This is a genomic window from Mongoliimonas terrestris (genome assembly GCF_001927285.1).
GTDB lineage: Bacteria > Pseudomonadota > Alphaproteobacteria > Rhizobiales > Pleomorphomonadaceae > Chthonobacter > Chthonobacter terrestris.
In genome coordinates, this window is the sequence record NZ_MSIG01000008.1 from 66,224 (window position 1) to 93,017 (window position 26,794).

Consider the following 26,794-nt stretch of genomic DNA (forward strand, 5'->3'; position numbering starts at 1 on the left):
CCGGACGCAGGTCAAGCGTCCGGCGAGCCGAAGGGCTCTCTCAGCACGGCCGATCAGGCCGAAGCCGGTGTCGGGGCCTGACCCGGATCAGGCCGGAGCGGCGCCGTCGTCGGTGCCGTCGCGGCCGTCCGCCGGCGGCACGGGGACGATGCGCAGCTTGCCGATGCGCCGGCCGTCCGCCTCCAGCACCTCGATGCGGAACCCGGGCAGATCGTCGGCCGCCACGATCTCGCCGCGGGCCGGAATGCGGCCGAGGAGCGCGTAGACGAGGCCGCCGAGGGTGTCGGCCTCGTCGTCGTAGGCCTCCGGCACGAAGTCCGGGATGGCCTCCTCCACGGTCTCCAGGTCGGCCCGGGCGTCGGCGAGGAAGCTGCCGTCGTCGCTGCGGACGATCAGCGGCCCGTCGCTCTCGTCGTGCTCGTCGTCGATCTCGCCGACGATGGTCTCCACCAGGTCCTCGATGGAGACGAGGCCGTCGGTGCCGCCGTATTCGTCGATGACGAGGGCCATCTGGGTGCGGGTCGCCTGCATCTTGGCGAGGAGATCGGTCGCCGGCATGGACGGCGGCACGAAGAGCACCGGGCGCAGCAGCTCCGTGGTGCTGAGGGCGCGGGCGAGGTCGATGGCGCCGATCGCCAGCGGGCCGGTGCCGTCCGTGGTGGCGGCGCGGGCGGCGGTGACCATGTAGGCCATCAGGTCCTTGATGTGGACCATGCCGAGGGCGTCGTCGAGCGTCTCCCGAAAGACCGGCATCCGCGAATGGCCGGACGTCTCGAAGGTCGAGAGAAGGTCGTTGAGGCTGACGTCGTGCGGCACGGCCAGGATGTCGGCCCGCGGCACCATGACGTCGTCGACGCGCGTTTCGCGCAGGCGGAGGATGTTGCGGATCATCGCCCGCTCTTCGGGCGAGAAGGCCGCGCCCAGCGCGTTGTCGCGGCTGAGGGCCTCTTCCAGGTTCTGCCTCAGGGAGACCGCCCGGAAGCCGAAGGCCTCGCGGAGCCGGTCGAGCCAACCGGAATGCTGGAGCGGCGTTCCGTTCTGGTCTGCCGGGGGCGCGAAGCTCTGGGCAGGGTGCAGCACGGTCGCCGCGGACGTACTCTGGGTATCGGGGTCGCTCATGGGTCCTTCGCTCTTGGGGCCGTGTCCGTCTCGCCGGATCCCTGGCGGCCCTGCCCGCCTGCCCCGTCCACCGGCGGCTCGGCATAGGGATCCGGTATTCCAAGGTCCGCCAGGATCGCTGTCTCCAGCGCCTCCATTTCGGCGGCCTCGTGGTCCTGCACATGGTCGTAGCCCACCAGATGGAGGAGACCATGCACAATCATGTGGGTCAGATGATGACTGAAAGGAAGCCCTTCGTCCAACGCCTCGCGTTCCAGCGTCTCGCGTGCGACCACGATGTCGCCGAGTAGCGGGCCGTAGGCGTCCGCGTCCGGGTCGTCCTGGGGGAAGGAGAGGACGTTGGTGGGCTTGTCGAAACCCCGGTGGTCGCGGTTGAGCACGCGGATGTGGGCGTCGTCGGTGAGGAGGATCGAAACCTCCGACCCGTCGAGGATTTCCGCATCCGCCAGGGCCGCCGCCGCCGAAAGGGCGCGGTCCACCAGACGCTGCAGGATGGCCGCGTCGCCCCAGGCGCCCGCCTCGACGCGGATGTCGGCGACGAGCGCCGGGACGGCCGGCGGAGGGCGGCTCACGAGGCCCCCTTGCGCTGGGCGATCTTCTCGCGTCCGTCGTCGTCGTAGGCCTTGACGATGCGGGCGACCAGCTCGTGGCGCACCACGTCCTCATGGCTGAAGGTGACCTGCACCACGCCCGGCACGTCGCGGAGGATCCGGGTGGATTCGGCAAGGCCGGAGACCTGGCCGGGCGGCAGGTCCACCTGGGTCGGGTCGCCGGTGACGATCATCTTGGAACCGTCGCCGAGGCGGGTGAGGAACATCTTCATCTGCATGGACGTGGTGTTCTGCGCCTCGTCGAGGATCACCGCCGCGTTGGCGAGGGTGCGGCCGCGCATGAAGGCCAGCGGCGCCACTTCGATGGCGCCGGAGGTGAGGGCGCGCTCCACCTTCTCCGGCGCCATCATGTCGTAGAGGGCGTCGTAGAGGGGCCTGAGATAGGGGTCGATCTTCTCGCGCATGTCGCCGGGCAGGAAGCCGAGGCGCTCGCCGGCCTCCACGGCCGGGCGGGAGAGGATCAGGCGGGCGACGTCGCCGCGCTCCAGGAGGGCGGCCGCGTAGGCGACCGCCAGATAGGTCTTGCCGGTGCCGGCCGGGCCGAGGCCGAACACAAGCGAGGCCCGGTCCATCGCCCGGATGTAGGCGTCCTGGGCCGGGTTGCGGGCGACCACGGTCTTCCGCCTGGTGGCGATCTGGGCGAGCTTCAGCCGCGTCTTCGGCTCCAGCGTCGGCAGGGCGAGCTGGCCGTCGAGGGTGATGGCCATGCGGATGGCGCCCTCCACGTCGCCGCCGGTGACCTCCTGGCCGCTCTGCAGGCGGGCGTAGAGCGCCTCCAGCACGTCGCGGGCGCGGGCGCAGGCTTCGTGCGGGCCGCGGATGGTCACCTGGTTGCCGCGCGCGGTGGTGTCGACGCCGAGCCGCTGCTCGATGAGGGCCAGATGCTGGTCGAACTGCCCATAGAGATCGCCGATCAGACGGTTGTCGTCGAAGACGAGAACCACATGGGTCATGTCCGAGGCGTGGGTCATGCACTCTCCGGGATGGAGGAGGAAACGGCCGGCCGGGGCCGGGGGGAACGGGCGGGCGCGGGTCTCATGCCGACAGCCGAACCGCCGACGCCCCCGCCGGTTCCCGCGCCTCGGCGAGCGTGCCGTTGAGGCTGTGGCGGCCGAGGCTCTCCACGGTGACGGGCACGATGGCGCCGATCCGCTCCGGCGGGGCCATCACGTGGACCGGCTGCAGGTAGGGCGAGCGGCCGACGAGCTGGCCCTGTTGGCGGCCGGCCTTTTCCAGGAGCACCGGCAGGGTGCGGCCGACGAGGCTTTCGGCGAAGGCGCGCTCGCCGGCATCGATCAACGCCTGGAGCCGGTGGAGCCGCTCCGTCGCCACCGCCTCCGGCACCGCGTCGGCGAGGTCGGCGGCGGGCGTGCCGGGGCGGGGCGAATACTTGAAGGTGTAGGCGCCGACGTAGTCTATCGCGCGGACGAGATCGAGGGTCGCCTCGAAGTCCGCGTCGGTCTCGCCGGGAAAGCCCACGATGAAGTCGCCGGAGAGCGCGATGTCCGGCCGGGCAGCGCGGATCCGGTCCACGAGGCGGCGGTAGTCGTCGGCCGTGTGGCGCCGGTTCATGGCGGCGAGGATGCGGTCGGAGCCGGACTGCACGGGCAGATGCAGGTAGGGCATCAGGGCGCCGAGGTCCCGGTGGGCGGCGATCAGGTCGTCGTCCATGTCGCGCGGGTGGCTGGTGGTGTAGCGCAGCCGGGCAAGGCCCGGGATAGCGGCGAGCGCGCGCAGGAGCCGGGCGAGCGTCCAGGCGCCGCCGTCCGGTCCGTCGCCGTGGTAGGCGTTGACGTTCTGGCCGAGGAGGGTGATCTCGCGCACGCCGGCGGCGGCAAGGGCCCGCGCCTCGGCGAGGATCTTTTCGGCGGGCCGGGAGACTTCCGCGCCGCGGGTGTAGGGCACCACGCAGAAGGTGCAGAACTTGTCGCAGCCCTCCTGGACGGTGAGGAAGGCGGTGACGCCGCGCCCGCGCGCCCGGGCGCCGTCCACCGGCGGCAGGTGGTCGAACTTGTCCTCGGCCGGGAACTCGGTCTCCACCACGCGGGTCCGCCGGGCCGGGGCGGCGGGCGCGTCCGGCTCGGTCGCGCTCGGCCGCTCGCCGCGCGTCACCCGGTCGATGAGATCCGGCAGGCGGTGATAGGTCTGCGGCCCGAACACCATGTCGACCACCGGCGCGCGGCGGATGATCTCCTCGCCCTCGGCCTGGGCGACGCAGCCGGCGACCGCCACCATCAGGCCGCGGCCCTCCCGGTCGCGCTCGGCCTTGAGGACGCGGATGCGGCCAAGCTCGGAATAGACCTTCTCGGCCGCCTTCTCGCGGATGTGGCAGGTGTTCAGGATGACGAGGTCGGCCGCTTCGAGGGTATCGGTCTGGGCGTACCCGAGCGGCACCAGGGTGTCCGACATGCGCTCGCTGTCGTACACGTTCATCTGGCAGCCATAGGTCTTGATGAAGACGGTCTTGTCGGCGGTCACGGGTCTCGATCTGCTCTTCGGCGGCGGAGGAAGCGGCCGGGGCCGGTCGGTCCGGACGGCCGCCTCGCCTCCCTGAAGGAAGACCTCTACCGCTTTTCGGCGGGGATGAGAATAGGAGCGGCGGAGCGCCGGCGCCGGACCGCTCAACCGCCGCGCCGGAGCGCCTCCACGAGGAGGGTGCGCACGCTCGCCTCCGCGCCGGCCGTCACCCGCTTGCGGTCGCCGTCCCGGTCGTAGGCGATCGGCGTGCCGAACGACACGGTGACGTCGATGCCGCCCTCCCGGGCGATGGCGAGGAGGTGCGGCGGCAGTTCGAGGTCGCCGATCCAGGCCACGTGCGGGCGCCACAGCCGGCCCATGGGCAGCCCGTGCAGGCGGGTGTAGGCGATGGCGACCGGCTGCACCAGCACGTGGGAATGGCCGCCGGCGTCGAGCGCCGCCCGGGCGGCGCCGACGAGGGCGGAGCGGAACGGCAGGATCTGGTTGCCGTCGCCGGTGGTGCCCTCGGCAAAGAGCACCATGGCGTCGCCGTTCGACAGCCGCGCCGCGATGGCGGCCGCCTGGTCGCCCGTGCGGGCGCGCCGTTCGCGCTCCACGAACACGGTCCGCTGCAGCCGCGCCAGCATGCCGAACAGCGGCCAGGCCGCGATTTCGCTCTTGGCGATGAAGGAGAGCGGCAGAATTCCGCCGAGCACCACGATGTCGAGCCAGGAGACGTGGTTGGCGGCAAAGAGCAGCGGGCGCGCCGTCTCGGGCCGGCCGTGGACCGTGACGCGCACGCCGAGCGCCCGGCAGGCCGCCCGGTGGAAGATCAGCGGGATCCGGTGGGCGATCCGCCAGTCGAGGCGCACCGCCAGCATCTGCACCGGCAAGAGCGCGAGCGTCAGGAGCACGAGCGGCGCGAGGGCGAGGAACGGACGAAGACGCGCCATCGACCGGTCAGCGTCGCTTCGGGTCGTCGATCGGCACCGCGTAGAGCTCCAGGCGATGGTCGACGAGGCGGTAGCCGAGCCGCTCGGCGATCACCTCCTGCAAAGCCTCGATGTCCTCGCTGCGGAATTCGATCACCCGGCCGGAGCGCAGGTCGATCAGGTGGTCGTGATGCTCGTCCGGCACCGTCTCGTAGCGCGAGCGGCCGTCGCGGAAGTCGTGCCGGGCGATGATGCCGGCGTCCTCGAACAGCTTCACCGTGCGGTAGACCGTGGAGATGGAGATGTTGTCGTCGATCGCCACGGCGCGCCGGTAGACCTCCTCCACGTCCGGATGGTCGGACGAGGCCTCCAGCACGCGGGCGATCACCCGGCGCTGTTCGGTCATGCGCATGCCCTTGGCGACGCAGATGTCCTCCAGGGGCGTGGCTTTCGGGTCGTCGGTCACCGCTGGTCCGTCCTCGGATGTCGGCCCGCCGTCCGCCAGGGAAAACCGGCCGGGTCTTCTGCGCTTAAGAGAGATCCGCACGCATGACAAGGGCCGTCGCCGGCCGGGCGTCCGGTCCGGCGTAGTAGTTCGGCCGCGAGGCCACGGTCTTGAAGCCGAGCCGCTTGTAGAGCCGGCGCGCCGCCTCGTTGGTCTCGTCCACCTCCAGGAAGAGATGCCGGACCCGGTCGCGGTAGAGGCGGCGGATCGCCTCGTCCAGGAGGCGCCGGCCGAGGCCCTTGCCCCGGTGCCGCGGGCTGACCGCGATGGTCAGCACTTCCGCCTCGTCGGCGGCCGCGCGCACCATCACGAAGCCGACCGGCCGGCGCGTGCCGAACGGGGTGCCGCGCCGTGCCACCAGGGTGATGACGCCGTCCTGGACGAGGAGCGCCTCCACCTCCGCCGCGTGCCAGCCCCGGTGGAAGCCGGCGGCGTGGATCTCGGCGAGATCGTCCACGTCGGTGAGGCGGGCCTCGTCGAGGAAGGCCGGAAAGGGATCGTACCAGAGGATCACGGCCGCACCTCCGCGGACCCGGCCGCCCCGACGAGAAGGCCGGCGATGCGGGCCTGCGGCTTGGCGTCCGGCGGACGCAGGTAGGCCGGCACCGGCGTGTCTTCGGCCGGATCGAGCGCCGCGCCGATCGCCGCCACCCGGCGCGGGTCCGGCCCGGCGAGGGTTACGCTCTGCGGCCTCTGCCGGCCGTCGATTGCCGCCTGATGGGCAAGGAGGGGGGCGCCGGAGCCGACCATCACCGTGGCGGCATCGCCCAGGCGGGCGAGCACCGTGGCGGCGTCGGCCGCGAAGGGGGCGTGGAGTTCCGTGCCGTCCGGGGCGAAGAGGGCGGCGTAGAGCTCGCCCCGCCGGGCGTCGATGGCGGCGAGCACCGGGCCGGTCGGCCGCTCGGGCAGGGAGGCGGCGAGCGCCCTGAGGCTGCCGACGCCGACCACCGGCCGGTCGAGCGCGAGGCCGAGGCCGCGGGCGGCCGCGATGGCGATCCGGATGCCGGTGAAGCTGCCCGGCCCGACGGTGACGGCGATCCGGTCGATCGCCGCGAGCGGCACGCCGGCCTCGGCGATCACCGCGTCGACAAGAGGGAAGAGGCGCTCCGCGTGGCCCCGGTCCATGCTCTCCACCCGCGCCACAAAGAGGCGGCGGCCATCGGCGAGGGCGACGGCGGTCTGGTCGAGAGCGGTGTCGAGGGCAAGGACGAGCATGACGACGCTTTAGTGAGAGGGATCCCTTCTGTCGAGCCCGGCTTCATTCCGGCGCCCCCCAGTGTATAACGGCCGTTCGTATAACGACCGTTTGCGCGGTTCACCGCAACCCGTGCCTTTGGAGTGATCCCCCTTGCCGAAGCCTCGTCCCCCCGGCCGTCCGGCGCCCGCCGGAGCGAAGCGGGATGACCGGTCCGGCCGGCCGAAGCCGCGGCCGGAGGCCGACGGTGCCAAGCGGCAGGCCGGCGCCGCCAAGCGGCACGACGGCGCCGCCAAGCGGCCGGATGGGGCGCGCGCGGATCCGCCGCGCGGCGAGGCCCGGTCCGGCGGGGCTCGCACGAAGGCCGCCGCGCCCGACCGACGGTCGGGGTCCGCGGCGATGCTGCCGGAGACCGCGAAGGCCGGACCGTCGCGGCCGGCTGGCGATCGGGCGGCGGCACGGCCCATGGTCGACAAGGGGGTGGCGAAGCCGGCTTTTGAAAGAGGACCGGCGAAGCCGTCTGTCGAGCGCGGACCGGCGAAGCCGGCGGGGGTGGCGCGCGAGAGCCGTCCGACGCCCGGGCCGCTCGGACCGCGAATCGTTCAGGAACGGATCGGCGTTCTCCTGGAGACGCCCGGCTGGGACGATTACCAGCTGCTCGACAGCGGCGAGGGCGCCAAGCTGGAGCGCTATGGCGCGCTGACGGTGGTGCGGCCGGAGCCGCAGGCCATGGTGCCGCGCCGCCTGTCCGCCGACCGCTGGACCGAGGCCGGCGCCGCCTTCACGGGCGACGTGGAGGAGGAGGGGCCGGGGCGCTGGCGCACGGCGGCGGGCATCGGCGAGACCTGGGAGATGGCCGTGCTCGGCGTGCCCTTCGTCTGCCGCCTGACCGCCTTCCGGCACGTGGGCGTCTTCCCCGAGCAGATCGCCCACTGGTCCTTCATGGCGGAGCGCTTGCGCGCCATGGCGGCCGGCGGCGAGAGGCCGCGGCTTCTGAACCTCTTCGGCTACACGGGGATCGCCTCGCTGGTGGCCGCCGCGGCGGGCGCCGAGGTGACGCACGTGGACGCCTCCAAGAAGGCGATCGCCTGGGGCCGCGAGAACCAGGCCCTCGCCGGGCTCGAGGCAGCGCCGATCCGCTGGATCGTCGACGACGCGGTGGCCTTCGCCGAGCGCGAGGTGCGCCGCGGCCGGCTCTACGACGGCATCCTGCTCGACCCGCCGCGCTTCGGCCGCGGCCCGGACGGCGAAGTGTGGAGCCTGGAGGCGGACCTGCCGCACCTGGTCGACCTGATGCGCCAGGTGCTGGCGCCGGGGCCGTCCTTCCTGATCCTGACGGCCTACGCGATCCGGGCCTCCTTCCTCTCCATCCATGAGCTTGCCGCCGATCTCCTCGGCCACCGGTCGGGCGTGCTCACCTCCGGCGAGCTGGTGCTCCTGGAGACCGGCGCGACCGGCCGGCCGGGACGGCGCCTCTCCACCTCGCTCTACACCCGCTTTGAAGGCGCGCAAGAATGACCGACCGCCCAGCCATCGCGGCGCCCGGCGCGGTGAAGCAGATCACCTCGCTCACCAACCCGATCGTCAAGGACATCCGCGGCCTTGCCATGAAGAAGCACCGGGACGAGACCGGGCTCTTTCTCGGCGAGGGGTTGAAGCTTGTCACCGACGCCCTGGAGGAATCCTGGCCGGTGCACACCATCTGCTTTGCCGCCGCCGTGCGGACGAACGAGGCGGTGACCCGCGCCGCCGCCACGGTGCACGCCCGCGGCGGCATGGTGCTGGACGTCTCCGAGCAGGTGCTCGGCAAGATCACCCGGCGCGACAACCCGCAGATGGTCGTGGGCGTGTTCCGCCAGCGCTTGACCCCGCTGGCCGAGGTGCGGCCGAAGGCCGGCGACATCTTCGTGGCGCTCGAACAGGTGCGCGACCCGGGCAACCTCGGCACCATCGCGCGCACCGCCGATTCGGTGGGCGCCAAGGGCGTGATCCTGGTGGGCGAGACCTGCGACCCCTTCTCCATGGAGGCGGTGCGCGCCACCATGGGCTCGCTCTTCCACGTGCCGCTGGTGCGCACGCCCCGCGACGCCTTCCTGGCGTGGGCGCGCACCTCCGGCGCCCGGCTGGTCGGCACCCACCTGAAGGCGACCGCCGACTACCGCGCCGTGGCAAGCCCCGCGCCGACCGTGCTCGTGATGGGCAACGAGCAGCAGGGCCTCACCGACGCGCTCGCCGAGGCGTGCCAGGTGCGGGTGAAGATTCCCATGTGGGGCAAGGCGGACAGCCTCAATCTGGCGGTGGCGACGGGCGTGATGCTCTACGAACTGCGGCGGGGGGAGAGGTGAGGGCGGACGGGGGTGGGCGGGCGGCCGACGGGCCTGACGCGCAGGCGGCCGGTTCGGCGTCCTTCTCCGCCGAAGCGCTCGCGGGCCGGCTGGTGCGGGCGACCTTGCGCGGCGGACAGGCTGGCCTCCTGCCCATGCTGGACCCCGGTCCGGACCGGGGCCGCGACCCGGTGCCGATGCGCCCCGTCAAGGACGGCTGGGCGCACCGCCTCTTCCTGCCGGCGGACACGCGGTCGGTCGCGGTGGTCGATGCCCGCGACGGCCGATCGGTGCCGGCGGCCGGTCCGGCGCTGCGGCCGGTCGGGTGGCCGGGCATGATGCTCGCGGCCCTGGTGCAGGATCCGGCGATGGCGCTGACGGCGGTCGCCGACGGGCTTCGCGGGCGCCGGCGGGCGGCCCGGGCCAAGGCGCTCGCAGCCCTTCTCGATCCGCCGACGTCGCCGGCCGTGCATGCCCGGTGGGCGGACGCGGGCGGACGCTCCGGGTCCGGGTCGCCGGAGGCGGCGGACGTCGCCGACCTGGTGCTCGACAAAGGCGTCGGGCACGACGACCTCATGGCGGCGCTGCGGGCCGGCGAGACGACCGCGGTTCTCCTCAGGACGGCCGACGCGCGCGTGGCGGCCGGGGCGGTGGAGCATCTTCGTCGGCGGCTCGCGGCAGATGATCGGCTCTCCGGCGCATATGGCGACGTGGTGGTGCTCGACGGTGCCGGCCGGGTGGCGGCGGTGCGGGCGCTGCCGGCCTGGTCACCGACGCTCGCCCGGGCGGGCGGTCTGCCGGTGTCGATCGCGCTCGTGCGCCGCGACCGGCTGCTTGTGGCGCTTGACCATCGGCGCCTCGATCCCGGCGGGGCGGATCCGGTGACGCGGTGCCTGCTCGCGCTCTCCGACGGGGTCGACGGCCGCATCGCGCATGATCCGGTGCTGACCGGGCAGGCGTCCGCCTGCCCACCGCCGGTGCGGTCCGGCGGCGCGGTGCAGGCCGGCTCGCGCACGGTCGCGGCGCTGATCCCGACGCGGGACCAGCCGGGGCTCCTCGACCGGTGTCTGAAGAGCCTCCTCCGCGAGACGGACCATCCGCCGGCGGAGGTGGTCGTCGGCGACAACGACAGTTGCGAGCCTGCGACCTTCCGGGTGTTCGCGCGCTGGCTCGACGGGGCGACGGCCCGGCGGATCGCCGCGCCCGGGCCGTTCAACTACGCGGCGCTCTGCAACCGGCTCGCCGGCGAGAGCCGGTCGGAGCTTCTCCTCTTCCTCAACGACGACGTGGAGGCCCTCCACCCGGACTGGCTGGACCGGATGGTGGCCGTGCTGGACGATCCGGCGGTCGGCGCCGTCGGCGCGCGGCTTCTCTATCCGGACGGGTCGCTGCAGCATCTCGGCATCGTGCTCGGCCTCGGACCGGTGGCCGGCCACGCCTTCCAGTTCCTGCGGCCGGCGGCCGTCGCTCGCTCGGCCGCGCCGCACGCCGATCTGCCGCGCGAGGTGAGCGCCGTCACCGGCGCCTGCCTCCTGGTGCGCCGCTCCGTGTTCGAGGCGGTCGGCGGCTTCGACGCGGCGCGGCTGCCGGTCGCCTACAACGACGTGGACCTCTGCCTGCGGATCTGGGAGGCGGGCCATCGGGTGGTGTGCACGCCGGATGCGACGCTGGTCCACCACGAGTCCGTCTCCCGCCGCCGCCTGCCGTCGCCGGAGCGGGCCGCCGCCCATCGGGCCGAGGTGGCGCACATGCAGGCGCGGTGGGGACATCTGATCGGGGCGGATCCCTTCTACAGCCCGCGCCTCTCGCGCCTGTCGCGGGCGGTGCGGCTGGCGCCCTTCTGCACCGACCCGCGGCTCCGCCGGCCGCCGGTGCGGTTGGAGCCGCCATGCTAGACGCGCTGCTGCGGGCGGTCCTGCCCTATCCGCGCCGGCGCGCCGGCCCGCCGCACGACGGGTCGGCGACACGGGTGCCGGTGACACGGGTCCTGGTGACGGGCAGTTTTCCGAACCCGACCTTCGACTATTTCCTGAAAGCCCGCCTCGCGGGCCTCGGCCTGCCGGTGATCCTCGCCGACCGGCGGGCGCCCTGGCCGGCGGCGGCGGGCGACGGCGCGGGCACCGCTGTGATCGTCTGCCGCTATCCGCACCCGGCGCTCGCCGCCTACGTCCGGCAGAACCGGCCCCGCCTCGCCGGCTGCGCGCTCCTCATCGACGACGACGTGCACGCGATCGTCGCCGACGGCACCGCCCGGGCCAGGTACCGCGTCCGGATGCTCCGGCAGGCGCTCCTGCCGTGGCAGGCGCTCTCCGGCGAATTCGACCGCCTCTTTGCCGCGAACGCCGTGCTGAGGGCCCGGATCGGCGCCGACGCGGAGGTGCTCGGTCCCTTGCCGGATCCGGCGGATGCGACGCCGCGACCTCGCGCGCCGGGCGGCGCGGTGCGGATGGTGTTCCATGCCACCGACATCCACGCGGGGGAGCACGCCTTCCTGATCCCGGTGGTGGACCGGGTCCTCAGGGCCTTGCCGGCGCTTTCCATGGAGGTGGTCGCAGGGGACGCGGTGGCGAAGGCCTGGGCGGGGCTGCCGCGGACGACCGTGGTGCCGCCCCTGTCCTGGCCGGCCTTCCGGGACCACACCTACGAGACGGGCGCCGACATCGCCTTGGTGCCGCTGCTGCCGACGGCGGTCAACCGGGCCCGGACGGCGACGAAGAAGATCGACGTGGCCCGTCTCGGCGCCGCCGGCCTGTTCGCCCGGTCGGACGCCTACGGCGACGGCACGGACACCGGCGAATGGATGCTCGGCCCGTCCGCCGACGCCTGGCACGACGCCATCCTCGCCCTTGCGTCGGATCCGGCGCGGCGCACGGCGCTCGCGGCGGCGACACGGCGCGCCGTGGCGCGGTTCGGCGAGGGCGGCCCGTCCCTGCTGCTGTCCGGCTGATCAGGCGCGGAGCGCGCGCGTCATCCGGGCGACGGCGGTCTCCGCGTCGATCCGGCCGCCGGTCGTCGGATCGCGGTAGCGCGCATAAAGAAGAAGGGCGCCGGCGACGAGGTCCGGGAGCGTGAGGCTGCGGACGGCGGACCGCCGGGCCCGCGCCGCGTCGGCGACCGGGGTTGTCGCCCGGTCGTCGGTCAGGCCCCATCCGGCGTAGAAGGGCGTTCCGTAGCACACCACCTGGACCCCGCGCAGGAGCGCGTCGAAGCCGAACTGGCTCGACACGGTCCAGACCTCGTCGACCGCGTCCAGGATGGCGTGCGGCGACGTGACCGCGTCGAGCACCTGGACGTGGCCGTCGGCGGTGCGGCGCTCCAGGCCGAGGAAGCCCTTGCGATAGCCGGCCGCCACGTCCGGATGGACGCGGACGACGACGGTCGCCCCGCCGACCGCGCAGGCCTCCCGGAACATGCGCTCGAACACCGCCGCGTCGGCGCCGGCGGCCGGAACCGACCAGTCGCCCCAGACCTGGTCGACGAGCAGGATGCGCCGGCCGCGCCCGGCGATGGAGACGGGGGTGTCGGGCGCATGATTGTACTTGGAGAGCCGGCCCGCCACGATCGCCTGGCCGAGCGCCTCCGCACGGCCCCGCAGCGGTTCAAGATCCGCGCCGGCGAGGATCCGCTCCAGCCGGGAGGGCCGGCGCGCGTCGATGAAGAGGCCGAGATCGTCGACGACGATGGACCAGGCGGCCGCGCCGGCCTTGCCGAGGCCGAGCGAGCGCAGGAAGCCGTCCTCCAGGCACCAGTAGGGCAGGCCGCGGGCGGCGGCCACCAGACGGCCGAGGCGGCCGCCGATCTTCAGGCCCCAGCCGATCACGCCGTCGATGTCGGCGCGCCCGGACCAGAGCGACACGAAGGCGGCCTCGTCGAGGAACGGCGCGACGCGGTCGAAGTCCACTTGCTTCCAGGTGGCGGCGCCGAGGCGCGCGCCAGGGGACGGGATCCACGACGCGGCGGCGCGGGCGACCGGATCGAGGTCATCGGCCAAAGGGCCGCTGCGGGCGATCATCGCGCCCTCTCGCCGGGCGGCCTCGCCGGGAGGCACGTCGCCGCGGGCGCCGTCACGCCGGTCTGCCGCCTGTCGCACCCGTGTTCCTCCGGCCGAAGCCGGGGCCGCTGCGCCCGGCGCGGCGCCCGACCCTTTCGCGGTGCACACGCAAACGACATAAATCCTGCCACAGTGATAGGAGACGATGGGTCGTCGAGAGCGACGCCGGCGGGCGGCGTCGATCCGGCATGATCGGTCGTCCCCTGGATGTCAACCATGAGCGAAGCGTGATGGGTCTCCCCCCGATGACAGCGACCGGTCGGTTGCGCGAGGCGTTCGCCGTGCAGATCCGCGTGATCGGCGCGATCCTCCTTCGCGACATGCGCACCCGGTTCGGCCGTACCCACTTCGGCTATCTGATCGCCGTCGCCTGGCCGCTGGCGCATCTGACCATCCTGACGGCCGCCAACGTGCTGATGCAGCGGGTCACCCCGATGGGGACCAACATGACGATCTTCGTCGGCACCGGCTTGCTTCCCTACATCCTCTGCCTCTATCCCTCGCGCATGACCACCTCGGCCGTCACGGAGAACAGGGCGCTCCTCCTGTTCCCGATCGTGAAATCCATCGACCTCATCCTCGCCCGGACCGTGCTGTCGCTGACCATCGCGGCGAACGTGACCGTCGCCTTCATCATCATCGTGACCCTGGCGGGGGTGGACTTCTGGCCCAACTCGCCCGTACGCGCCATCGAAGGCGTGCTGGCGACGGTCTATCTCGGGGCGGCGTTCGGCATGCTGAACGCCGTGATGGTGACCTTCGTCCCGGGCTGGACGGTGATCTCCATCGTCGTCATGATCCTGATGTACCTGACGTCCGGCGCCATCATGCCGATCACCCGGCTGCCGCAATCCGTGCAGGACGTGCTCGCCTACAATCCGATGCTGCACTGCGTGGACTGGCTGAGATCGGCCTACTACGAGGGCTACGGCTCCGATCATCTGGACGAGATCTATCTCCTGCAGGTCTCCACCTGCATTCTCCTGGTGGCGCTCGCCAGCGAGCGCTTCCTGCGCGGGAGGATCATCCAGGGATGATCACGCTGGACAACGTCTTCAAGTTCTACCGGACGCACGCGACGCTGAAGATCGTGCTCGACCACGTGTCGATCAACTTCGAAGCCGGCTACAACTACGCCATCCTGGGGATCAACGGCGCCGGCAAGTCCACCACCATGCGGGTGATCGCCGGAACCGAACTGCCGAACGGCGGCAAGATCCGGCGGAACTGCCGGGTGTCCTGGCCGCTCGGCTTCGCCGGATCGCTGCACAGCAAGATGACCGGGCGCGAGAACGTGCAGTTCGTGGCGCGCATCTACGGCCAGAACGCCCGCCAGGTGGTGGACTTCGTGGAGGACTTCGCCGAACTGGGCTCCTATCTGGACGCGCCGGTCGGGACCTATTCGTCCGGCATGCTGCAGCGCCTCGCCTTCGGCCTCAGCATGGCGGTCGATTTCGACTGCTATCTGATCGACGAGGTGATCGCGGTCGGCGACGCGCGCTTCCGCTCGCGCTGCGACGCGGAGTTCGCCAAGCGGCGCGAGCGGGCCAGCATCATCATGGCGTCCCATGACATGGCGTCGATCCGGAGCTATTGTCATCGGGCTGTGGTTCTCGCCGACGGCCAGATGATGCAGTTCCATAACCTGGACGAGGCGATCGAAACCTACCGACGCCTGAACATGTGACCGATGAAGAAACTGTCTCTCGAAGTCGCGGACGATGCCTTCGATCTCGATCTGGTCGAGGATCGCAGCCGGAACCGCAAGAACAACGCACGCGCCATCTCCGAGGCGTTGAGCCGGGCGGCCCGCACGGCCCGCGCCAAGTCGATGCGGATGGGCGGCGGCGGTTTCTCCGCGCGCCAGGGCAACAAGATCTTCCGGATCTTCGTCGCCGTCACCTTCGCGGCGATCGTGTTGACGCCGCTGGCCTTCGCCATCCCCTACTTCCTGTTCTTCGCCTCGTCCCAGTATGTGGTGGAATCGCAGCTCTCGATCCGCTCGCCCGAGAAGGGCGGCTTCGACATCCTGGAGAACCTGACCGGGATCAGCGGGTCTGCCAGCCAGGAGATCGAGATCGTCGAGGAATTCATCGTCAGCCGGGCGATGGTGCAGATCATCGACCGGGAGATCGGCATGGAGACGCTGTTCTCCGGCGAGGAGATCGATGCCCTCTCCCGGCTGGAGCCCGGCGTGCCGATCGAGGACGTGGTCCGCTACTGGCGGCATCAGGTCTCGGTGGACCGGGATTCCATGTCCAAGATCCTGACCGTGAAGGTGTGGGCGTTCGATCCGCAGCAGGCGGTCGCGGTGTCGAAGATCATCCTCGCCGAGGCCGAGCGCGTCATCAACGAACTCTCCGACCGCAGCAAGCACGACGCCATCGCCTATGCAGAGGCCGACCTGAAGGCGAGCCAGGACCGCCTGCGGGCGGTGCTCGACGAGGTGCGCACCCTGCGCAACGATCGCGGCGTTCTCGACCCGACCGCGACGGCGGGCGCGATCTCGTCGGTGGTCGGGCAGCTGAAGTCGGAACTGACGACACTCCGGCGCGACTTCGACACGCGAAAGGAGTATCTCTCCTCCGATTCGCCGACGATGCGTTATCTCAGCGTCAGCATCGAGAGCCTGGAAGCGCAGATCGGGCAGCTGGAAACGCAACTCACGTCTTCGGGCGGGCAAGCCGGCTCCTCGGTGATTTCGGAGGCCATGCGGTCCTTCGACGAACTCGCCCTCAACCAGAAGATCGCCCAGACGGACTACCAGCGGTCCGTGGTCACCTACGAGCGGGCACGCATCGACGCCGAGCAGAAGAAATTCTATCTGATGTCCTTCATCGAGCCGATGCTTCCCGACATGGCGCTCTATCCCAACCGCGCCCTCGCCATCTTCTACGCCGTGCTCGCCTGCCTCGGGGCGTGGGGCGCCGTGGTCGGCATCGGTGTCCTCGTGCGCAACCACGTAGCAGTCTGAGGCGCCGCAGCATGTCGACCGCAACCAAGACCCCCGAGCGGGGCGCGACGGCAAGGCTGGAGGCCGACGAGCGGGCCGGAACGTCGGTCGCCAAGGCGCCGTCCGGGCGCGCCGTTCCCGGACCGGGCAAGACGGATCCGGGCAAGACGGATCCGGGCAGGACGGATCCGGGCAGGACGGATCCGGCCGAGACCGATCCGGCCCCCCGCACGCCCGGCCCGGCCGGCCGGCTGAAGGGCCGGATGCGGGTGCCGCGGCCGCAGTCCTTCGGCGACTTCCTGAAGATCAGCTTCGGGCTGTTCGTCATCCTGCCGACCTTCATGTCCGTGCTCTACCTGGCGTTCGTGGCAAGCCCGCTCTACGAGGCGGAATCCCGCTTCACGGTGCGGTCCGCGACCGAGTCCTCGGCCGCCTCCCGCGTCTTCGGCGAGGCGCTCTCCACGCTGGCGGGCGGCAATCGCGGCGGCTCGCAGTCCGCGCAGGACGTGTTCATCGCCCTCAACTACATCCGCAGCCGCAACATCATCGCCGACCTCGGCGGCGTGCCCATGCTGGTGCGCGCCTTCGACCCGGCGACGGCGGACTATTTCTCGCGCCTGGACGTGAACGGTCCGTCGGAGAAGGTCTGGGACTATTGGAAGAGCCGCATCCGGACCGAGTACAACACGACCTCGGGCATCGCCACGCTGCGCGTGCAATCGAGCGACCCGGCGGCCGCCCTCTGGCTGTCCGAGGAGATCCTGCGGGCGACGGAGGGCATGATCAACCGCATCTCCGAAGAGGCCCGACGCGACGCCCTCCTCAGGGCCGAGGCGGAACTGCAGCTTCACCGCGACCGCCTGACCGCCGCCATGCTGGCGGTGAACGCGTTCCGGGACCGGATGAAGATCATCGACCCGGTGATCGAGGCCAAGTCGGTGGGCACGGTGGTGGCGGAGCTGATGCTGCAGAAGGTGTCCGCCGAGACCCAGCTCGCCACCTCCTCGCGCGACCTGGCCGAGGACGCGCCGTCGCGCCGCATGCTGGAGGGGCAGATCGCCGAACTCGACAAGCAGATTGACGAGTTGCGCGGCCAGATCGCCGGTGAGCAGGGCGGGAACGTGCTCTCCGAGCAGATCCGCACCTACGAGGCCCTGCAGATCGAAAGCGTGTTCGCCTCCCAGCTCTACACCGCCGCCCAGGCGGCGTACTCGGAGGCGAAGGCGCGCAGCGACCGCAAGAGCCTCTACGTGATCCGGGTGATCGAGCCGGAACAGCCGGAACGGGCGTCCTACCCGGACATCCCGTCGGGCGCCTTCCTGGTGTTCGCGACCGCCGGGGTGCTGTGGAGCATCGCCGCCCTGATGGTGGCGGCCGTGCGCGACCACAGCAACTGATTCCAACCCTCTCGAAGCGCGGACGGGGTCCGCGCTTCCCGCGCAGAGGATGCGTGCCGACGCGCGGACATCATGCTATGCGACCACGGTCATGCGCCCTGCCGTTCGGACCGGCGCAGGGCGCGCATCTCGTCAGGCGAAAGGCGACAGTGGCACGATGACGGACACCGGGGCTTTGCTGGAACGCCTGCCGGCGGAATACGACACGGACGCCATCCGGCGCCGCTATCCGGGGCTCTGGCCGCTCGCCGACAAGGAGATCGCCGGCTATCTGGAGAGCGAGAAGGATCCGGCGCTGCGGCGCGCCATGGTCCGGGAGGACGTGCTGGCGCTGATCCCCGAGGGCGCGTCCTGCCTGGAGATCGGGCCGTTCGGCAAGCCGGTGCTCCGCGGGCCGCACGTGAAATACTTCGACGTGCTGTCGACCGAGGCCCTGGTCGCCCGGGCGGCGAAGGTCGGCGACAGCCACACGGACGTGCCGCACGTCCACTATGTGGAGCCGACCGGGCGGCTGGACGTGGTGGACGCGGTGTTCGACATCGCCATCAGCAGCCACTGCCTGGAACACCAGCCGAACCTGGTGGGGCACCTGCGCGGCGTCTCCGGCGTTCTCGCCCCCGGCGGGCTCTACGTGGCGCTCATCCCGGACAAGCGCTACTGCTTCGACCACTTCATCCCGGAGAGCTCGATCGCCGCCATCCTGGACGCCCACTACACGAACCGGCGGGTGCATTCCCTGGCGAGCATCATCGAGCACCGCGCCCTGACGTGCCACAACGACACGCCGCGCCACTGGGCGGGGGATTCCGGTCCCCACGAGATCACGGCGGCGCGGGTCAAGCACGCCATCAAGGAATGGAAGGCCGCACAGGGCGGCTATGTGGACGTGCACGCCTGGCAGTTCACGCCGGAATCCTTCCGCCAGAACCTCAACCTGTTGCGTGCGCTGAATCTCATAGATCTGACGATCGAACGGGTTTACCAGACGGCATCGGGCCGCAACGAGTTCTGCGCCGTGCTGCGCAAGCCGACCTGACGCGGTTTCAGGGTTCGAGACGGGGTGCTCCATGGCTTCAGCGAAGACCGGGCTGGATCGGCTGCTCGGGCGTGCGGTCCGCGTCTGGTCGTCGGTGGGCGGTGGTCGCCGCAAGGGGCGCGCGGCCGACCGCACGCGGGTGCTCGCGTCCGGTCTGTTCGACGCGGACGTCTACCGCGCCGCCTATCCGGACGTGGCGCGCGCGGGGCTCGACCCGCTCGACCACTATCTCGGCCACGGCGGCCTGGAGGGGCGCGCCGCCGGCCCCGCCTTCCACGGCGCCGCCTACCTTGTGCTCAACCCGGACGTGGCGCGCGCGGGCTTGAATCCGCTGCTGCATTATCTCGACCACGGACGGGCCGAGGGGCGGCCCGTGCCGACCGGCGAAGCGCTCGACCGGCTGGGCTTCTCCTCCCTTGACGGCGAGGAGATCGGTCTCGTGGTGCGCGTCGCGGCGAGCCCGCTGTTCGACGCGGCCTGGTATGCGGACCGCCATCCGGACGTCGCGGCCTCCGGCGTCGCCCCGGCCGTGCACTATGTGCGCAGGCGGGGGAACGGGGTCCGGCATCCCGGCCCGCTGTTCGACGCGAGGCGCTACGCGGCCGACAACCCGGACGTGGCGGCGGGGGGGGGCGATCCCTTTCTCCACTACCTGACCCACGGGGCCGCGGAGGGGCGCGCCCACCACCCGGTCGACCCCTTGGAGGCGGAGACCACGCCGGAGGACGACCTGACCGCGCTGGTGGCCGCGAGCGGCCTCTTCGACGCGGCCTGGTACACCAACGCCTATCCGGACGTCGGCCGGTCGGGGCTGCCGCCGATCGCGCACTTCGTCCGGCACGGACTGCCGCGCGGCTACGACCCCGGCCCGGGCTTCGACGTCGCCCACTATGGCGCCCTCTACCCGGACGTGGAGGCGGCCGGCCTCCATCCGCTCGTCCACTATGTGCAGCACGGCAGGGCCGAGGGCCGCGCGCCGCTGCCGACGCCGACGCCGCCGCCCGCCGTGGAGGCGACGCCCCGGACGTGGCTCGGCCGGGTCGGCCTTTCGGAGGACCAGGCCGCCGCCCTCGTCCGCTCCAGCCCGCTCTTCAACGCGGACTGGTACATGACCCGGCACCTGGACGTGGCGCGGAGCGACCTTCAGCCGGACCTCCACTATGTGCGCCACGGCGGGCCGGAAGGCCGGCCGCCGAGCCTCCAGTTCGACCCGGCCTTCTATCGCGCGCAGGTGCCGGAGGCCGCCGAAGCGGATGTGGATCCGCTCATCCATTTCCTGCTGTTCGGCCGGGCGACCGGCGCACGGCCCCATCCGCTCCTCGACGCGCCGCCGCGGCTTTCGCCGCTGCACCGGGACGCCTATCCGATCGTCGCCCCCGCGGACCCGGTCGAGGACGCGGACGCCGTCCCGCCTGCCGCGCCGCCGGCGGACGGGGATCTCTGGCTGACGCTTTCCGGCGCGCCGCTGGTGCCGGCCGGCGATGCCGCGGCCCTTCGCGGGAACGCCGCCGCCGCGCTGGCCTTCTGGCGCCTGTCCGGCGGCACGGGAACCGCCCCGCTCGCCGTCGGCGGCGGGGACGACCCGACGCCGCCCGACGGCGCCCTCGCGCGCGCCGTGACGGATCTTGCCCGGCTGGCCGTCAGCGACCTCTGGTTCGCGGACGCCGGCACGCTGCGGATCCGGCGGGACGGGCCAGCGGGGGGCGGCGGTCAGGCCCTCGCCGTCCACCAGTGGGACGCGGAGGGCGGTCGGCCGGTCGCGGCGCACGTCACGGTCCGCCGCGACGGCGGCTTCCAGATCGTCGACGCGAAGCTGCCGGCGCCGCTTCATCCGGTGCTCCTCGTCGGGACGGACATGGCGGGGCAGCCCGTCGCGGTGCTCCTGCCCTTCCCGTCGCTCTGCCGCGGCGGCCTGCACCATGTGGAACTGGTCGCCGGCGCGCTCGCCGCCTCGCCCATCGACGAGATCGCCCGGCGGTCGCTGCGGCTGGCGACCGCGCGGCTTGGCGCAAAGCCCGGCGACCGCTGGATCGGCCGGCTGGCGGTGGACCGACGCGCCGCCCTTCTGTCGGAACCGCTCCTCTCCGCCGAGATGGGCCGGTGGCTGCGCCAGGTGTTCGATCTCGTGTCGGACGCGGCAGAAGCCGGGGCGGACACGTCCGCCGGCACGCTGCTGCTGCCGCCGGACTGCGTGCCCACCCTGGACGCCCTCACGGCAAGAGAAGGGCCGATGCTCCGGTCCGACACGGCGCCGCTCGGCTCCTTCCTGGTCGCGGAGGCGATCACCAACACGCCCGTCGCCAGCGTGGCGGTTCCGCCGCTCGATGCGATCTGGAGCGCCCTGCAGCCGCGGCGGCAGACGGCGGGTTTCCCGCAGAGACTGCCGGCCGGCCAGTGCGCCTCCGGCGCCCGGCCGTTTCCGTGGGCGATCCGTCTGCGGCCCGCGGGTCGGCCGATGGACGCAAGCCTCCTCATGCCCCACGCGCCGGACAACCCGGACCCGATCCTGGTCGCGACACCGTCGGAACCGGTCCCGTTCCGGATCGCCGTGGTGATCAAGGCGACGGACCCGGCCCGCCTGCCGGCGCTCCTCGACAGCCTCGGCGACCAGGCGAACACGGAGATCGCCCAGGTCCTCGTCCTCGTCGAGACGCCGGAGACGGCGGACTGGGCCGCCCTCGTCGGCGGGCGGATCGATGCCCCGCTGCGGATCGTCGGGGGCACCGGCGAGGACTGGCCCGACCTTGCCGGTCTCGCGGCTCTCGTCACCGCGCCCCTGACGCTCTTCCTCGACGACACCATGGTCCTCCACGATCGGCGGACCGTGTCGGTGCTCGGCACCATCGCCCGGGCGGAGGGCGTCGCCAGCGCCGCGGCGGCGACGGTCCACGAGCGCTTCTCCAAGCACGGCAGTGCGCTTTCCGTGGAGACGGGCGGCTATTTTCCAAGCCACGTGGGACTGGGCGGCAGCCCCGGCCTGATCCTGTCGCTGCCGGAGACGGCCGGCGCCCTGCCGGACGCCACCTATCCGGTGGTGGCGAACCGGTTCGCCTGCTGCATGGTGCGGACCGCCGTCCTCGGCGACCTCGACCTTGCGGCCGTCGGGTCGCCGGGCTCGATCCCGGAGCCCGTCCGCTTCGCGCTGGCGGCCCTTGCGGCCGGTCACCGCCACGCCTGCACCACGGTCGTCCGGGTGGGGGACCGTCACCCGGACGGCCTTTCCGAGGTGGTGGACCCGATCGGCCTCGCCGCCCTCGGGCCGCGCGGTCTCGACGGGCTCCTCGGCGCGGTGACCCTCCTCAAGGAGGTGCGATGATGCGCCTGACGGTGGTGGTGCCGGACGACGCCCACCGGCGAAGCGCCGGGGTGCGGATCCGCTACGGACGCCTTGCGGCGCCGCTGGCCGCAAAAGGCGTCTCCCTTGCGGTGGAGACGATCGATCAGGTGGTCTTCGGCGCGGCCGAGGGCGCGCACGCCTTCCTCTTCTCCAAATGCCTGGACGCGCGCGCACTTGCGGCCGCGCACGGCCTTCGGCGCGCCGGGGTGCCCGTCGGCCTCGACGTCTTCGACGACTACATCAGCCAGGACGACGACAGCCGCCTCGTTCCGAGCCGGACGTGGACCCGGGCCATGCTGCCGCTCGCCACCTTCGCGGTCTGCTCCACGGCGGCGATCCGAACGGCGCTCCATGCCCATCGCCCGGATCTTCCGGCGGTGCTGGTCGCCGATCCGGCTCCGGAACGGACCGACCCGGCTCCGGAACCGACCGATCCGGCGCCGGCCGCGTCCGGTCGGCCGGCGTCGGCCATCGGCGATGGCGCCATCGACCTCTGCTGGTTCGGGATCGGCGACAATCCCTTCTTTCCCGTGGGGGTGCACGATCTGGCGGCCTTCGGCCCGGTCCTCGCCGGCTTTCGCGCCCGCGGCCTGGAGCCCGCCCTCACCGTCCTCACCAACCGGCGGGCGCTCACCGGCCCCGCGCTCGCCGCGCTCGTGCGGCTGCCGTTCGCCATCCGGCTGGAAGACTGGAGCGAGGACCGGCAGGCCCGGGTGCTGTCGCGCGTCGATGCCGTCTTCCTGCCGGTGAACGGCCAGCCGTTCAGCCGCGCCAAGTCGCTCAACCGCGCCCTCACCGCCCTTGCGGCCGGCGCCCAGGTGCTGACGACAGGCCATCCGCTCTACGCGGACCTGTCGGACCTTCTCTACACCGACGTGGGTCGACTGGCGGCGGATCTCCGCGCCGGGACCCCCCGCAACACGGCGGAGCGGCGCGCGCGTGTGCTCGGATCCCTGGCGCATCTGGCCGACCCGGACACCATCGCGGCGGACCTCGCCCGTTTCCTCGCCTCCCTCCCGCCGGCGGACGCGGCGGGCGACCTGCCGGATCTCGTGGGCGTGGTGCACGGTCACGGCTCCACGGGACAGGTCCACAAGTTCGTCCGCAAGCTCGGCTACCTGTCGATCGGCGGTCCGTTCGCCCACCTGCCGCTGGCCTTCGACGTCACCTGGCCCGCACCGGGCGCCGACCCCGATCTTCGGCTCTCCGAACGGGCCCGCGCGGCCGCCCGGGCGGATTTCAGGGCGAGGCTGATGCCGGTGGAGGGCGACGGCGGGAAGCGCCTCTATCGGATCGCGCTGGCGGACGTCCTCGGCGACGCGGCGGCGGACCTGCCGTCGGCGGTCGGTCCGGAGCAGAGCGTGCGGCTTGCCGCCTACGGGCGCGGGCAGGGCGCGGTGGCGGACGCGGTGCGGCGTCTGTTCGGGCCGATCGCCCTCTACGCGGCCGAGACCACCGCGCCGGCGTGGATCGGACCCGGCGGGCTCGACGGGCCGGGAGCCGCCCCATGATGCGACCGGCCATCGTCTTCCTGTTCAACCTCCTGCAGGACGTCAACATCCTCAGGCCGCTGGTCTTTCTCGCCGCGCGGGACTGCGACGCGGACATCGTCCTCCTCGTCAGCCACACCTTCACGAGCCGCGACCGCACCGCCCTGTGGCAGCGCGAACTGGCGCGTCTGGCCGTGGACGTGGACGCCGCCACCCACGTGTTCGAGACGAGCCTCGACGTCTACGCGGTGCTGGAAGGCCGCCGGGGCCTCCTGCTCGCGGGGAGCGAATCCGATCTCTTCGGCCACCACGAGACGCACAGCGCCATGCAGGTGGCGCCGTCCGGCTTCCTCAAGGTCACGCTGCAGCACGGCTACGAATGCGTCGGTTTCCTGCAGAACCAGGAGCACGTGCTGTCGCACGGCCGCACCGTGACGTTCGCCGCCGACGTGATCTGCGGCTGGTCCGCGCCGCACCGGCTGACGGCCCTGGTGGCGTCGCAGCGGCCGAAGCTCTACGTGACCGGGCCGACCGCCGTTCTCAACCGGCCGCGTCCGGGAGCGGTGCCGCCGCCGGTGGTCGGCGGCATCGTCTGCGAAAACCTCCATTCCGTGCGGTTCCGGGCGGCCGGCGCGTTCGGGCCGCCGTTCATGGACACGTTCAATGCCTTCTGCGCCACCCTGGCGTCGGCGGGCCAGGGCGTGACGCTGCGCCCGCACCCCGGCGGCCAGTATGTGATCAAGAACAAGATCGCCCTGCCGCCGAACGTGACCCTCAACAACCTGCCGATCTACGACGTCGATCTCAGAGCCTATGCCTACGGCATCTCGGCGCCCTCGACCGTCGTCCTCGACATGGTGTTCGCCGGCATCCCGACCGCCGTCTGGCGGGACGAGGCCGGGGTGATGGACACCACCAACTACGAGGGATTGACCCCGATCAGCCGGCTCGCCGACTGGCTCGCCTTCGTGCGGGACGCGGTGATCCGGCCCGACGCTCTCCTGGAGCGGCAACGGGCGTTCGTGGCGTCGTGCGGCATCGTGGCCGATCCCGCCGAGGTCCACCGGCGGTTCGCGCGCCTCATTGCCTGCGGCGTCGACGGGCCGTCCGTCGGTGCGGTGCGCGCCGGTCCGCGGGACGACGCGCCCGCCTCGTTCCGCCCGCCGTCGCTTCAGGCGGCCGCCCGTGATGCCGACGGACGGGGAGCACCGCCGCCATGACGCAGGCCGCCCCCCCCGAACGCCTCCTGGTCGTGACCGACCAGGTGAGCGCGACCCAGGTCATCAGCTTCCTCAACCCGCTCGCCCGCCGCCCGGGCACCCCCGTCGCCTTCCTGGCGCTCGCCGGCCGGCCGGATCTTCTGCGCGACCTCCGGGACTTCCGCCCGACGGCGGCGGTCCTCTCGCGGGTGACGCGGCCGGAGGGGCGCGACGTCGCCCTCCGCCTGCGGGACGCGGGACTTCCGGTGGTCTTCCACATCGACGACGACCTGCTGGCCGTCCCACTGTCGCTCGGCCGGTCCAAGTACGACTTCTACAACGCGCCGGAACGGCTGGCGGCGCTGAGGGCGACGATGGAGGAATGCGACCTCGTCTACGCCTCCACGGGGCCGCTCGCGGAGGCTCTCGTCGCCCACGGCATCGGCCGGCCGGTGGTCGCCGGTTCGGTCTATTGCACGGTCGACCCGGACAGGCTGCCGCAGCCTCTGCCGGCCACCCGGCCGGTGATCGGCTACATGGGGACCGGCGGCCACTCGGCGGACCTGGAGATGATCGTGCCGGTGCTCGACCGTCTGCTGAGGGACTATCCGAGCCTCCGGTTCGAGACCTTCGGCACCATCGCCTCCCCGCGCGGGCTCGCCGCCCATGGCGCGCGCGTGGCGCACCACGGGCCGGTGGACAATTACGCCGGGTTTCTCGACCGGCTTTCGGCCCTCGGCTGGTGGATCGGCCTCGCGCCCCTGGAGGACAACCCCTTCAACCGCTGCAAGGCGGACACGAAGTGGGTGGAGTACAGCGTCGCGGGCGCCGCGGTGGTCGCCTCGGACCTGCCGGTCTATCATCGCGCCTGCGCGGGCGATGCCGGGCGTCTTGCCCGCGGTCCGGAGGATTGGTACCCCATCCTCCGCCACCTGATCGACCATGCGCCGGAACGGCAGCGCCTCGTCGCCGCCGCCCGCGCCAAACTTGCCGCCACCTATCCGCACGCCGCGCTCCGGGCCCAGATCGCCGACGTCCTGGCGGCGGCCCGGCGGCTGGCAGAGGGTGCCCACCGCCCCCACGAGGAGGTCCGGTCATGAGCTCCGCCCCCGATTTCAGCGCCCACCGCGTCTTCATCACCGGCGGTGCCGGCTTCATCGGCCGGCGCCTCGCGAAGGCGCTCGCCGATCGCGGCGCCGCGGTGACGCTCTACGACAACCTTCTGGCGCAGGTGCACGGGCCGACCCCGCCGACCGACCTGCCGGGACGGCTGATCGTCGGCGACGTGCGCGACGGCGCCCAACTCGCCGACGCCGTCCGCCAGTGCGAACCGACCGTGGTGGTCCACCTCGCCGCCGAGACCGGCACCGGCCAGTCGGCGGACGAGCCCACGCGCTATGTGGACGTCAACGCCGGCGGCACGGCCCGCCTGATCGAGGCGCTGCGGGGCTTGAAGACCGGCCCGGAGCGGGTGGTGCTGGCCGGGACGCGCGCGGTCTACGGCGAAGGCGCCTACCGGGATCCGGCGGGCCAGCTGGTGGTTCCGCCGCCGCGGCTCCACGCGGACCTTGCGGCCGGCCGGTTCGACATCCACGACGCGTCCGGCGCCCGGCTGGAGCCGGTGGCGACGCCGGAAACCCTGCCGCCCAACCCGGGGTCGGTCTACGGCTCCACCAAGCTGATGCAGGAGTATCTCCTGAAGCAGGTCTCCGCGTCCTGGCAGCCCGTCATCCTCAGGCTGCAGAACGTCTACGGGCCGGGCCAGTCCCTGCGCAACCCCTACACCGGCGTGCTGTCGATCTTCTGCCAGCAGGCGCTCGCCGGACAGCGGCTGAACATCTTCGAGGACGGCGACATCTTCCGGGATTTCGTGTTCGTGGACGACGTGGTCCGGGCCTTCGTGGCCGCCTGCCACGTGCCCGCCGCGCTGGACCGCACCATCAACATCGGAACCGGCCGGCGCATCTCCATCCATGCGGCCGCCGCCGAGATCCTGCGGGCGCTCGGCCGGCCGGACGACGGGCTCGCCGTGACGGGCGCGTTCCGGCTGGGGGATGTCCGCCACGCGCTCGCCGACACCGGACGGGCGCGCGACCTCCTCGGCTTTACCGCCGAGACCTCGTTCCAGACCGGCGCGGCGCGGCTGGCGGAATGGTCGCGGGAGAGTGCCGGCGCCTGATCGAGGCCG

At 72.3% G+C, this 26,794-nt stretch carries 23 protein-coding genes; 14 read left to right on the plus strand and 9 right to left on the minus strand.

All coding sequences use genetic code 11. The annotated features are described in order from the left end of the window. Window positions 1-87: 87 nt before the first annotated feature. The 8 genes from BUQ68_RS13120 to tsaB all read right to left on the minus strand — a co-directional run bounded on the left by BUQ68_RS13120 (window position 88) and on the right by tsaB (window position 6,839). Entirely contained in the window at window positions 88-1,119 is a 1,032-nt protein-coding gene (locus BUQ68_RS13120; RefSeq protein ID WP_083656553.1) for a hemolysin family protein, read from the minus strand. Beyond that, complete coding sequence (ybeY, locus tag BUQ68_RS13125; RefSeq protein ID WP_075216439.1) at window positions 1,116-1,691, minus strand: rRNA maturation RNase YbeY; 576 nt, start codon at window positions 1,689-1,691, stop codon at window positions 1,116-1,118. The genes BUQ68_RS13120 and ybeY overlap by 4 nt, the downstream gene beginning before the upstream one ends. After that, a complete protein-coding gene (locus tag BUQ68_RS13130) occupies window positions 1,688-2,701 on the minus strand; it encodes a PhoH family protein (RefSeq protein ID WP_210215640.1) in 1,014 nt (337 codons plus the stop codon). The genes ybeY and BUQ68_RS13130 overlap by 4 nt, the downstream gene beginning before the upstream one ends. A gap of 64 nt (window positions 2,702-2,765) precedes the next feature. Next, window positions 2,766-4,208, minus strand: a complete 1,443-nt coding sequence (miaB, locus tag BUQ68_RS13135) for a tRNA (N6-isopentenyl adenosine(37)-C2)-methylthiotransferase MiaB (RefSeq protein WP_075216440.1) — start codon at window positions 4,206-4,208, stop codon at window positions 2,766-2,768. Between the two features lie 143 nt (window positions 4,209-4,351). After that, a complete protein-coding gene (gene olsA / locus BUQ68_RS13140; protein WP_075216441.1) occupies window positions 4,352-5,140 on the minus strand; it encodes a lyso-ornithine lipid O-acyltransferase in 789 nt (262 codons plus the stop codon). Window positions 5,141-5,147: 7 nt separating this feature from the next. After that, window positions 5,148-5,531: a Fur family transcriptional regulator gene (locus BUQ68_RS13145; RefSeq protein ID WP_075216566.1), complete on the minus strand. Its 384-nt coding sequence runs from the start codon at window positions 5,529-5,531 to the stop codon at window positions 5,148-5,150. 118 nt (window positions 5,532-5,649) lie between these two features. Next, the gene (rimI, locus tag BUQ68_RS13150; RefSeq protein WP_075216442.1) at window positions 5,650-6,138 is read right to left on the minus strand and encodes a ribosomal protein S18-alanine N-acetyltransferase; all 489 of its coding nucleotides are present in this window, start codon (window positions 6,136-6,138) and stop codon (window positions 5,650-5,652) included. Further along, window positions 6,135-6,839: a tRNA (adenosine(37)-N6)-threonylcarbamoyltransferase complex dimerization subunit type 1 TsaB gene (gene tsaB / locus BUQ68_RS13155; RefSeq protein ID WP_075216443.1), complete on the minus strand. Its 705-nt coding sequence runs from the start codon at window positions 6,837-6,839 to the stop codon at window positions 6,135-6,137. The genes rimI and tsaB overlap by 4 nt, the downstream gene beginning before the upstream one ends. Window positions 6,840-6,972: 133 nt before the next feature. Here tsaB and BUQ68_RS13160 point away from each other — a divergent pair, with 133 nt between their 5' ends. The 4 genes from BUQ68_RS13160 to BUQ68_RS13175 are packed head-to-tail and all read left to right on the plus strand — an operon-like array spanning window position 6,973 to window position 12,090. Continuing rightward, window positions 6,973-8,337 carry a class I SAM-dependent methyltransferase gene (locus tag BUQ68_RS13160; RefSeq protein ID WP_245293244.1) on the plus strand — a complete coding sequence of 455 codons (1,365 nt, stop codon included), beginning with the start codon at window positions 6,973-6,975 and terminating at the stop codon, window positions 8,335-8,337. Next, window positions 8,334-9,164: a TrmH family RNA methyltransferase gene (locus tag BUQ68_RS13165; protein ID WP_075216444.1), complete on the plus strand. Its 831-nt coding sequence runs from the start codon at window positions 8,334-8,336 to the stop codon at window positions 9,162-9,164. Before BUQ68_RS13160 ends, BUQ68_RS13165 begins: the two co-directional genes overlap by 4 nt. Beyond that, window positions 9,161-11,038: a glycosyltransferase family 2 protein gene (locus BUQ68_RS13170; RefSeq protein WP_139315238.1), complete on the plus strand. Its 1,878-nt coding sequence runs from the start codon at window positions 9,161-9,163 to the stop codon at window positions 11,036-11,038. Before BUQ68_RS13165 ends, BUQ68_RS13170 begins: the two co-directional genes overlap by 4 nt. Continuing rightward, a complete protein-coding gene (locus tag BUQ68_RS13175; protein WP_075216446.1) occupies window positions 11,032-12,090 on the plus strand; it encodes a hypothetical protein in 1,059 nt (352 codons plus the stop codon). The genes BUQ68_RS13170 and BUQ68_RS13175 overlap by 7 nt, the downstream gene beginning before the upstream one ends. Here BUQ68_RS13175 and BUQ68_RS13180 read toward each other — a convergent pair whose 3' ends face one another. Then, window positions 12,091-13,155: a capsular polysaccharide export protein, LipB/KpsS family gene (locus BUQ68_RS13180; protein ID WP_075216447.1), complete on the minus strand. Its 1,065-nt coding sequence runs from the start codon at window positions 13,153-13,155 to the stop codon at window positions 12,091-12,093. 284 nt (window positions 13,156-13,439) lie between these two features. Between BUQ68_RS13180 and BUQ68_RS13185 the strand changes: the two genes are divergently transcribed. The 10 genes from BUQ68_RS13185 to BUQ68_RS13230 all read left to right on the plus strand — a co-directional run bounded on the left by BUQ68_RS13185 (window position 13,440) and on the right by BUQ68_RS13230 (window position 26,785). Then, on the plus strand, window positions 13,440-14,231 hold the full coding sequence (locus tag BUQ68_RS13185; RefSeq protein ID WP_175577812.1) for an ABC transporter permease: 792 nt from the start codon (window positions 13,440-13,442) through the stop codon (window positions 14,229-14,231). Further along, window positions 14,228-14,881, plus strand: a complete 654-nt coding sequence (locus tag BUQ68_RS13190) for an ABC transporter ATP-binding protein (protein WP_075216449.1) — start codon at window positions 14,228-14,230, stop codon at window positions 14,879-14,881. The genes BUQ68_RS13185 and BUQ68_RS13190 overlap by 4 nt, the downstream gene beginning before the upstream one ends. 3 nt (window positions 14,882-14,884) lie before the next feature. Next, window positions 14,885-16,168, plus strand: a complete 1,284-nt coding sequence (locus BUQ68_RS13195) for a KpsE/RkpR family capsule polysaccharide export protein (protein WP_075216450.1) — start codon at window positions 14,885-14,887, stop codon at window positions 16,166-16,168. Window positions 16,169-16,179: 11 nt separating this feature from the next. Continuing rightward, the gene (locus BUQ68_RS13200) at window positions 16,180-17,544 is read left to right on the plus strand and encodes a KpsE/RkpR family capsule polysaccharide export protein (protein ID WP_075216451.1); all 1,365 of its coding nucleotides are present in this window, start codon (window positions 16,180-16,182) and stop codon (window positions 17,542-17,544) included. A 157-nt stretch (window positions 17,545-17,701) separates the two neighbouring features. Continuing rightward, the gene (locus BUQ68_RS13205; RefSeq protein ID WP_245293245.1) at window positions 17,702-18,580 is read left to right on the plus strand and encodes a class I SAM-dependent methyltransferase; all 879 of its coding nucleotides are present in this window, start codon (window positions 17,702-17,704) and stop codon (window positions 18,578-18,580) included. Window positions 18,581-18,611: 31 nt separating this feature from the next. Beyond that, the gene (locus tag BUQ68_RS13210) at window positions 18,612-21,896 is read left to right on the plus strand and encodes a hypothetical protein (protein ID WP_075216452.1); all 3,285 of its coding nucleotides are present in this window, start codon (window positions 18,612-18,614) and stop codon (window positions 21,894-21,896) included. Next, a complete protein-coding gene (locus tag BUQ68_RS23080) occupies window positions 21,893-23,428 on the plus strand; it encodes a hypothetical protein (RefSeq protein ID WP_139315239.1) in 1,536 nt (511 codons plus the stop codon). The genes BUQ68_RS13210 and BUQ68_RS23080 overlap by 4 nt, the downstream gene beginning before the upstream one ends. Next, window positions 23,425-24,627, plus strand: a complete 1,203-nt coding sequence (locus BUQ68_RS13220) for a hypothetical protein (RefSeq protein ID WP_075216454.1) — start codon at window positions 23,425-23,427, stop codon at window positions 24,625-24,627. Before BUQ68_RS23080 ends, BUQ68_RS13220 begins: the two co-directional genes overlap by 4 nt. After that, on the plus strand, window positions 24,624-25,706 hold the full coding sequence (locus tag BUQ68_RS24435; protein WP_075216455.1) for a glycosyltransferase family protein: 1,083 nt from the start codon (window positions 24,624-24,626) through the stop codon (window positions 25,704-25,706). Before BUQ68_RS13220 ends, BUQ68_RS24435 begins: the two co-directional genes overlap by 4 nt. Then, window positions 25,703-26,785, plus strand: a complete 1,083-nt coding sequence (locus BUQ68_RS13230; protein ID WP_075216456.1) for an NAD-dependent epimerase/dehydratase family protein — start codon at window positions 25,703-25,705, stop codon at window positions 26,783-26,785. The genes BUQ68_RS24435 and BUQ68_RS13230 overlap by 4 nt, the downstream gene beginning before the upstream one ends. Window positions 26,786-26,794: the final 9 nt, after the last annotated feature.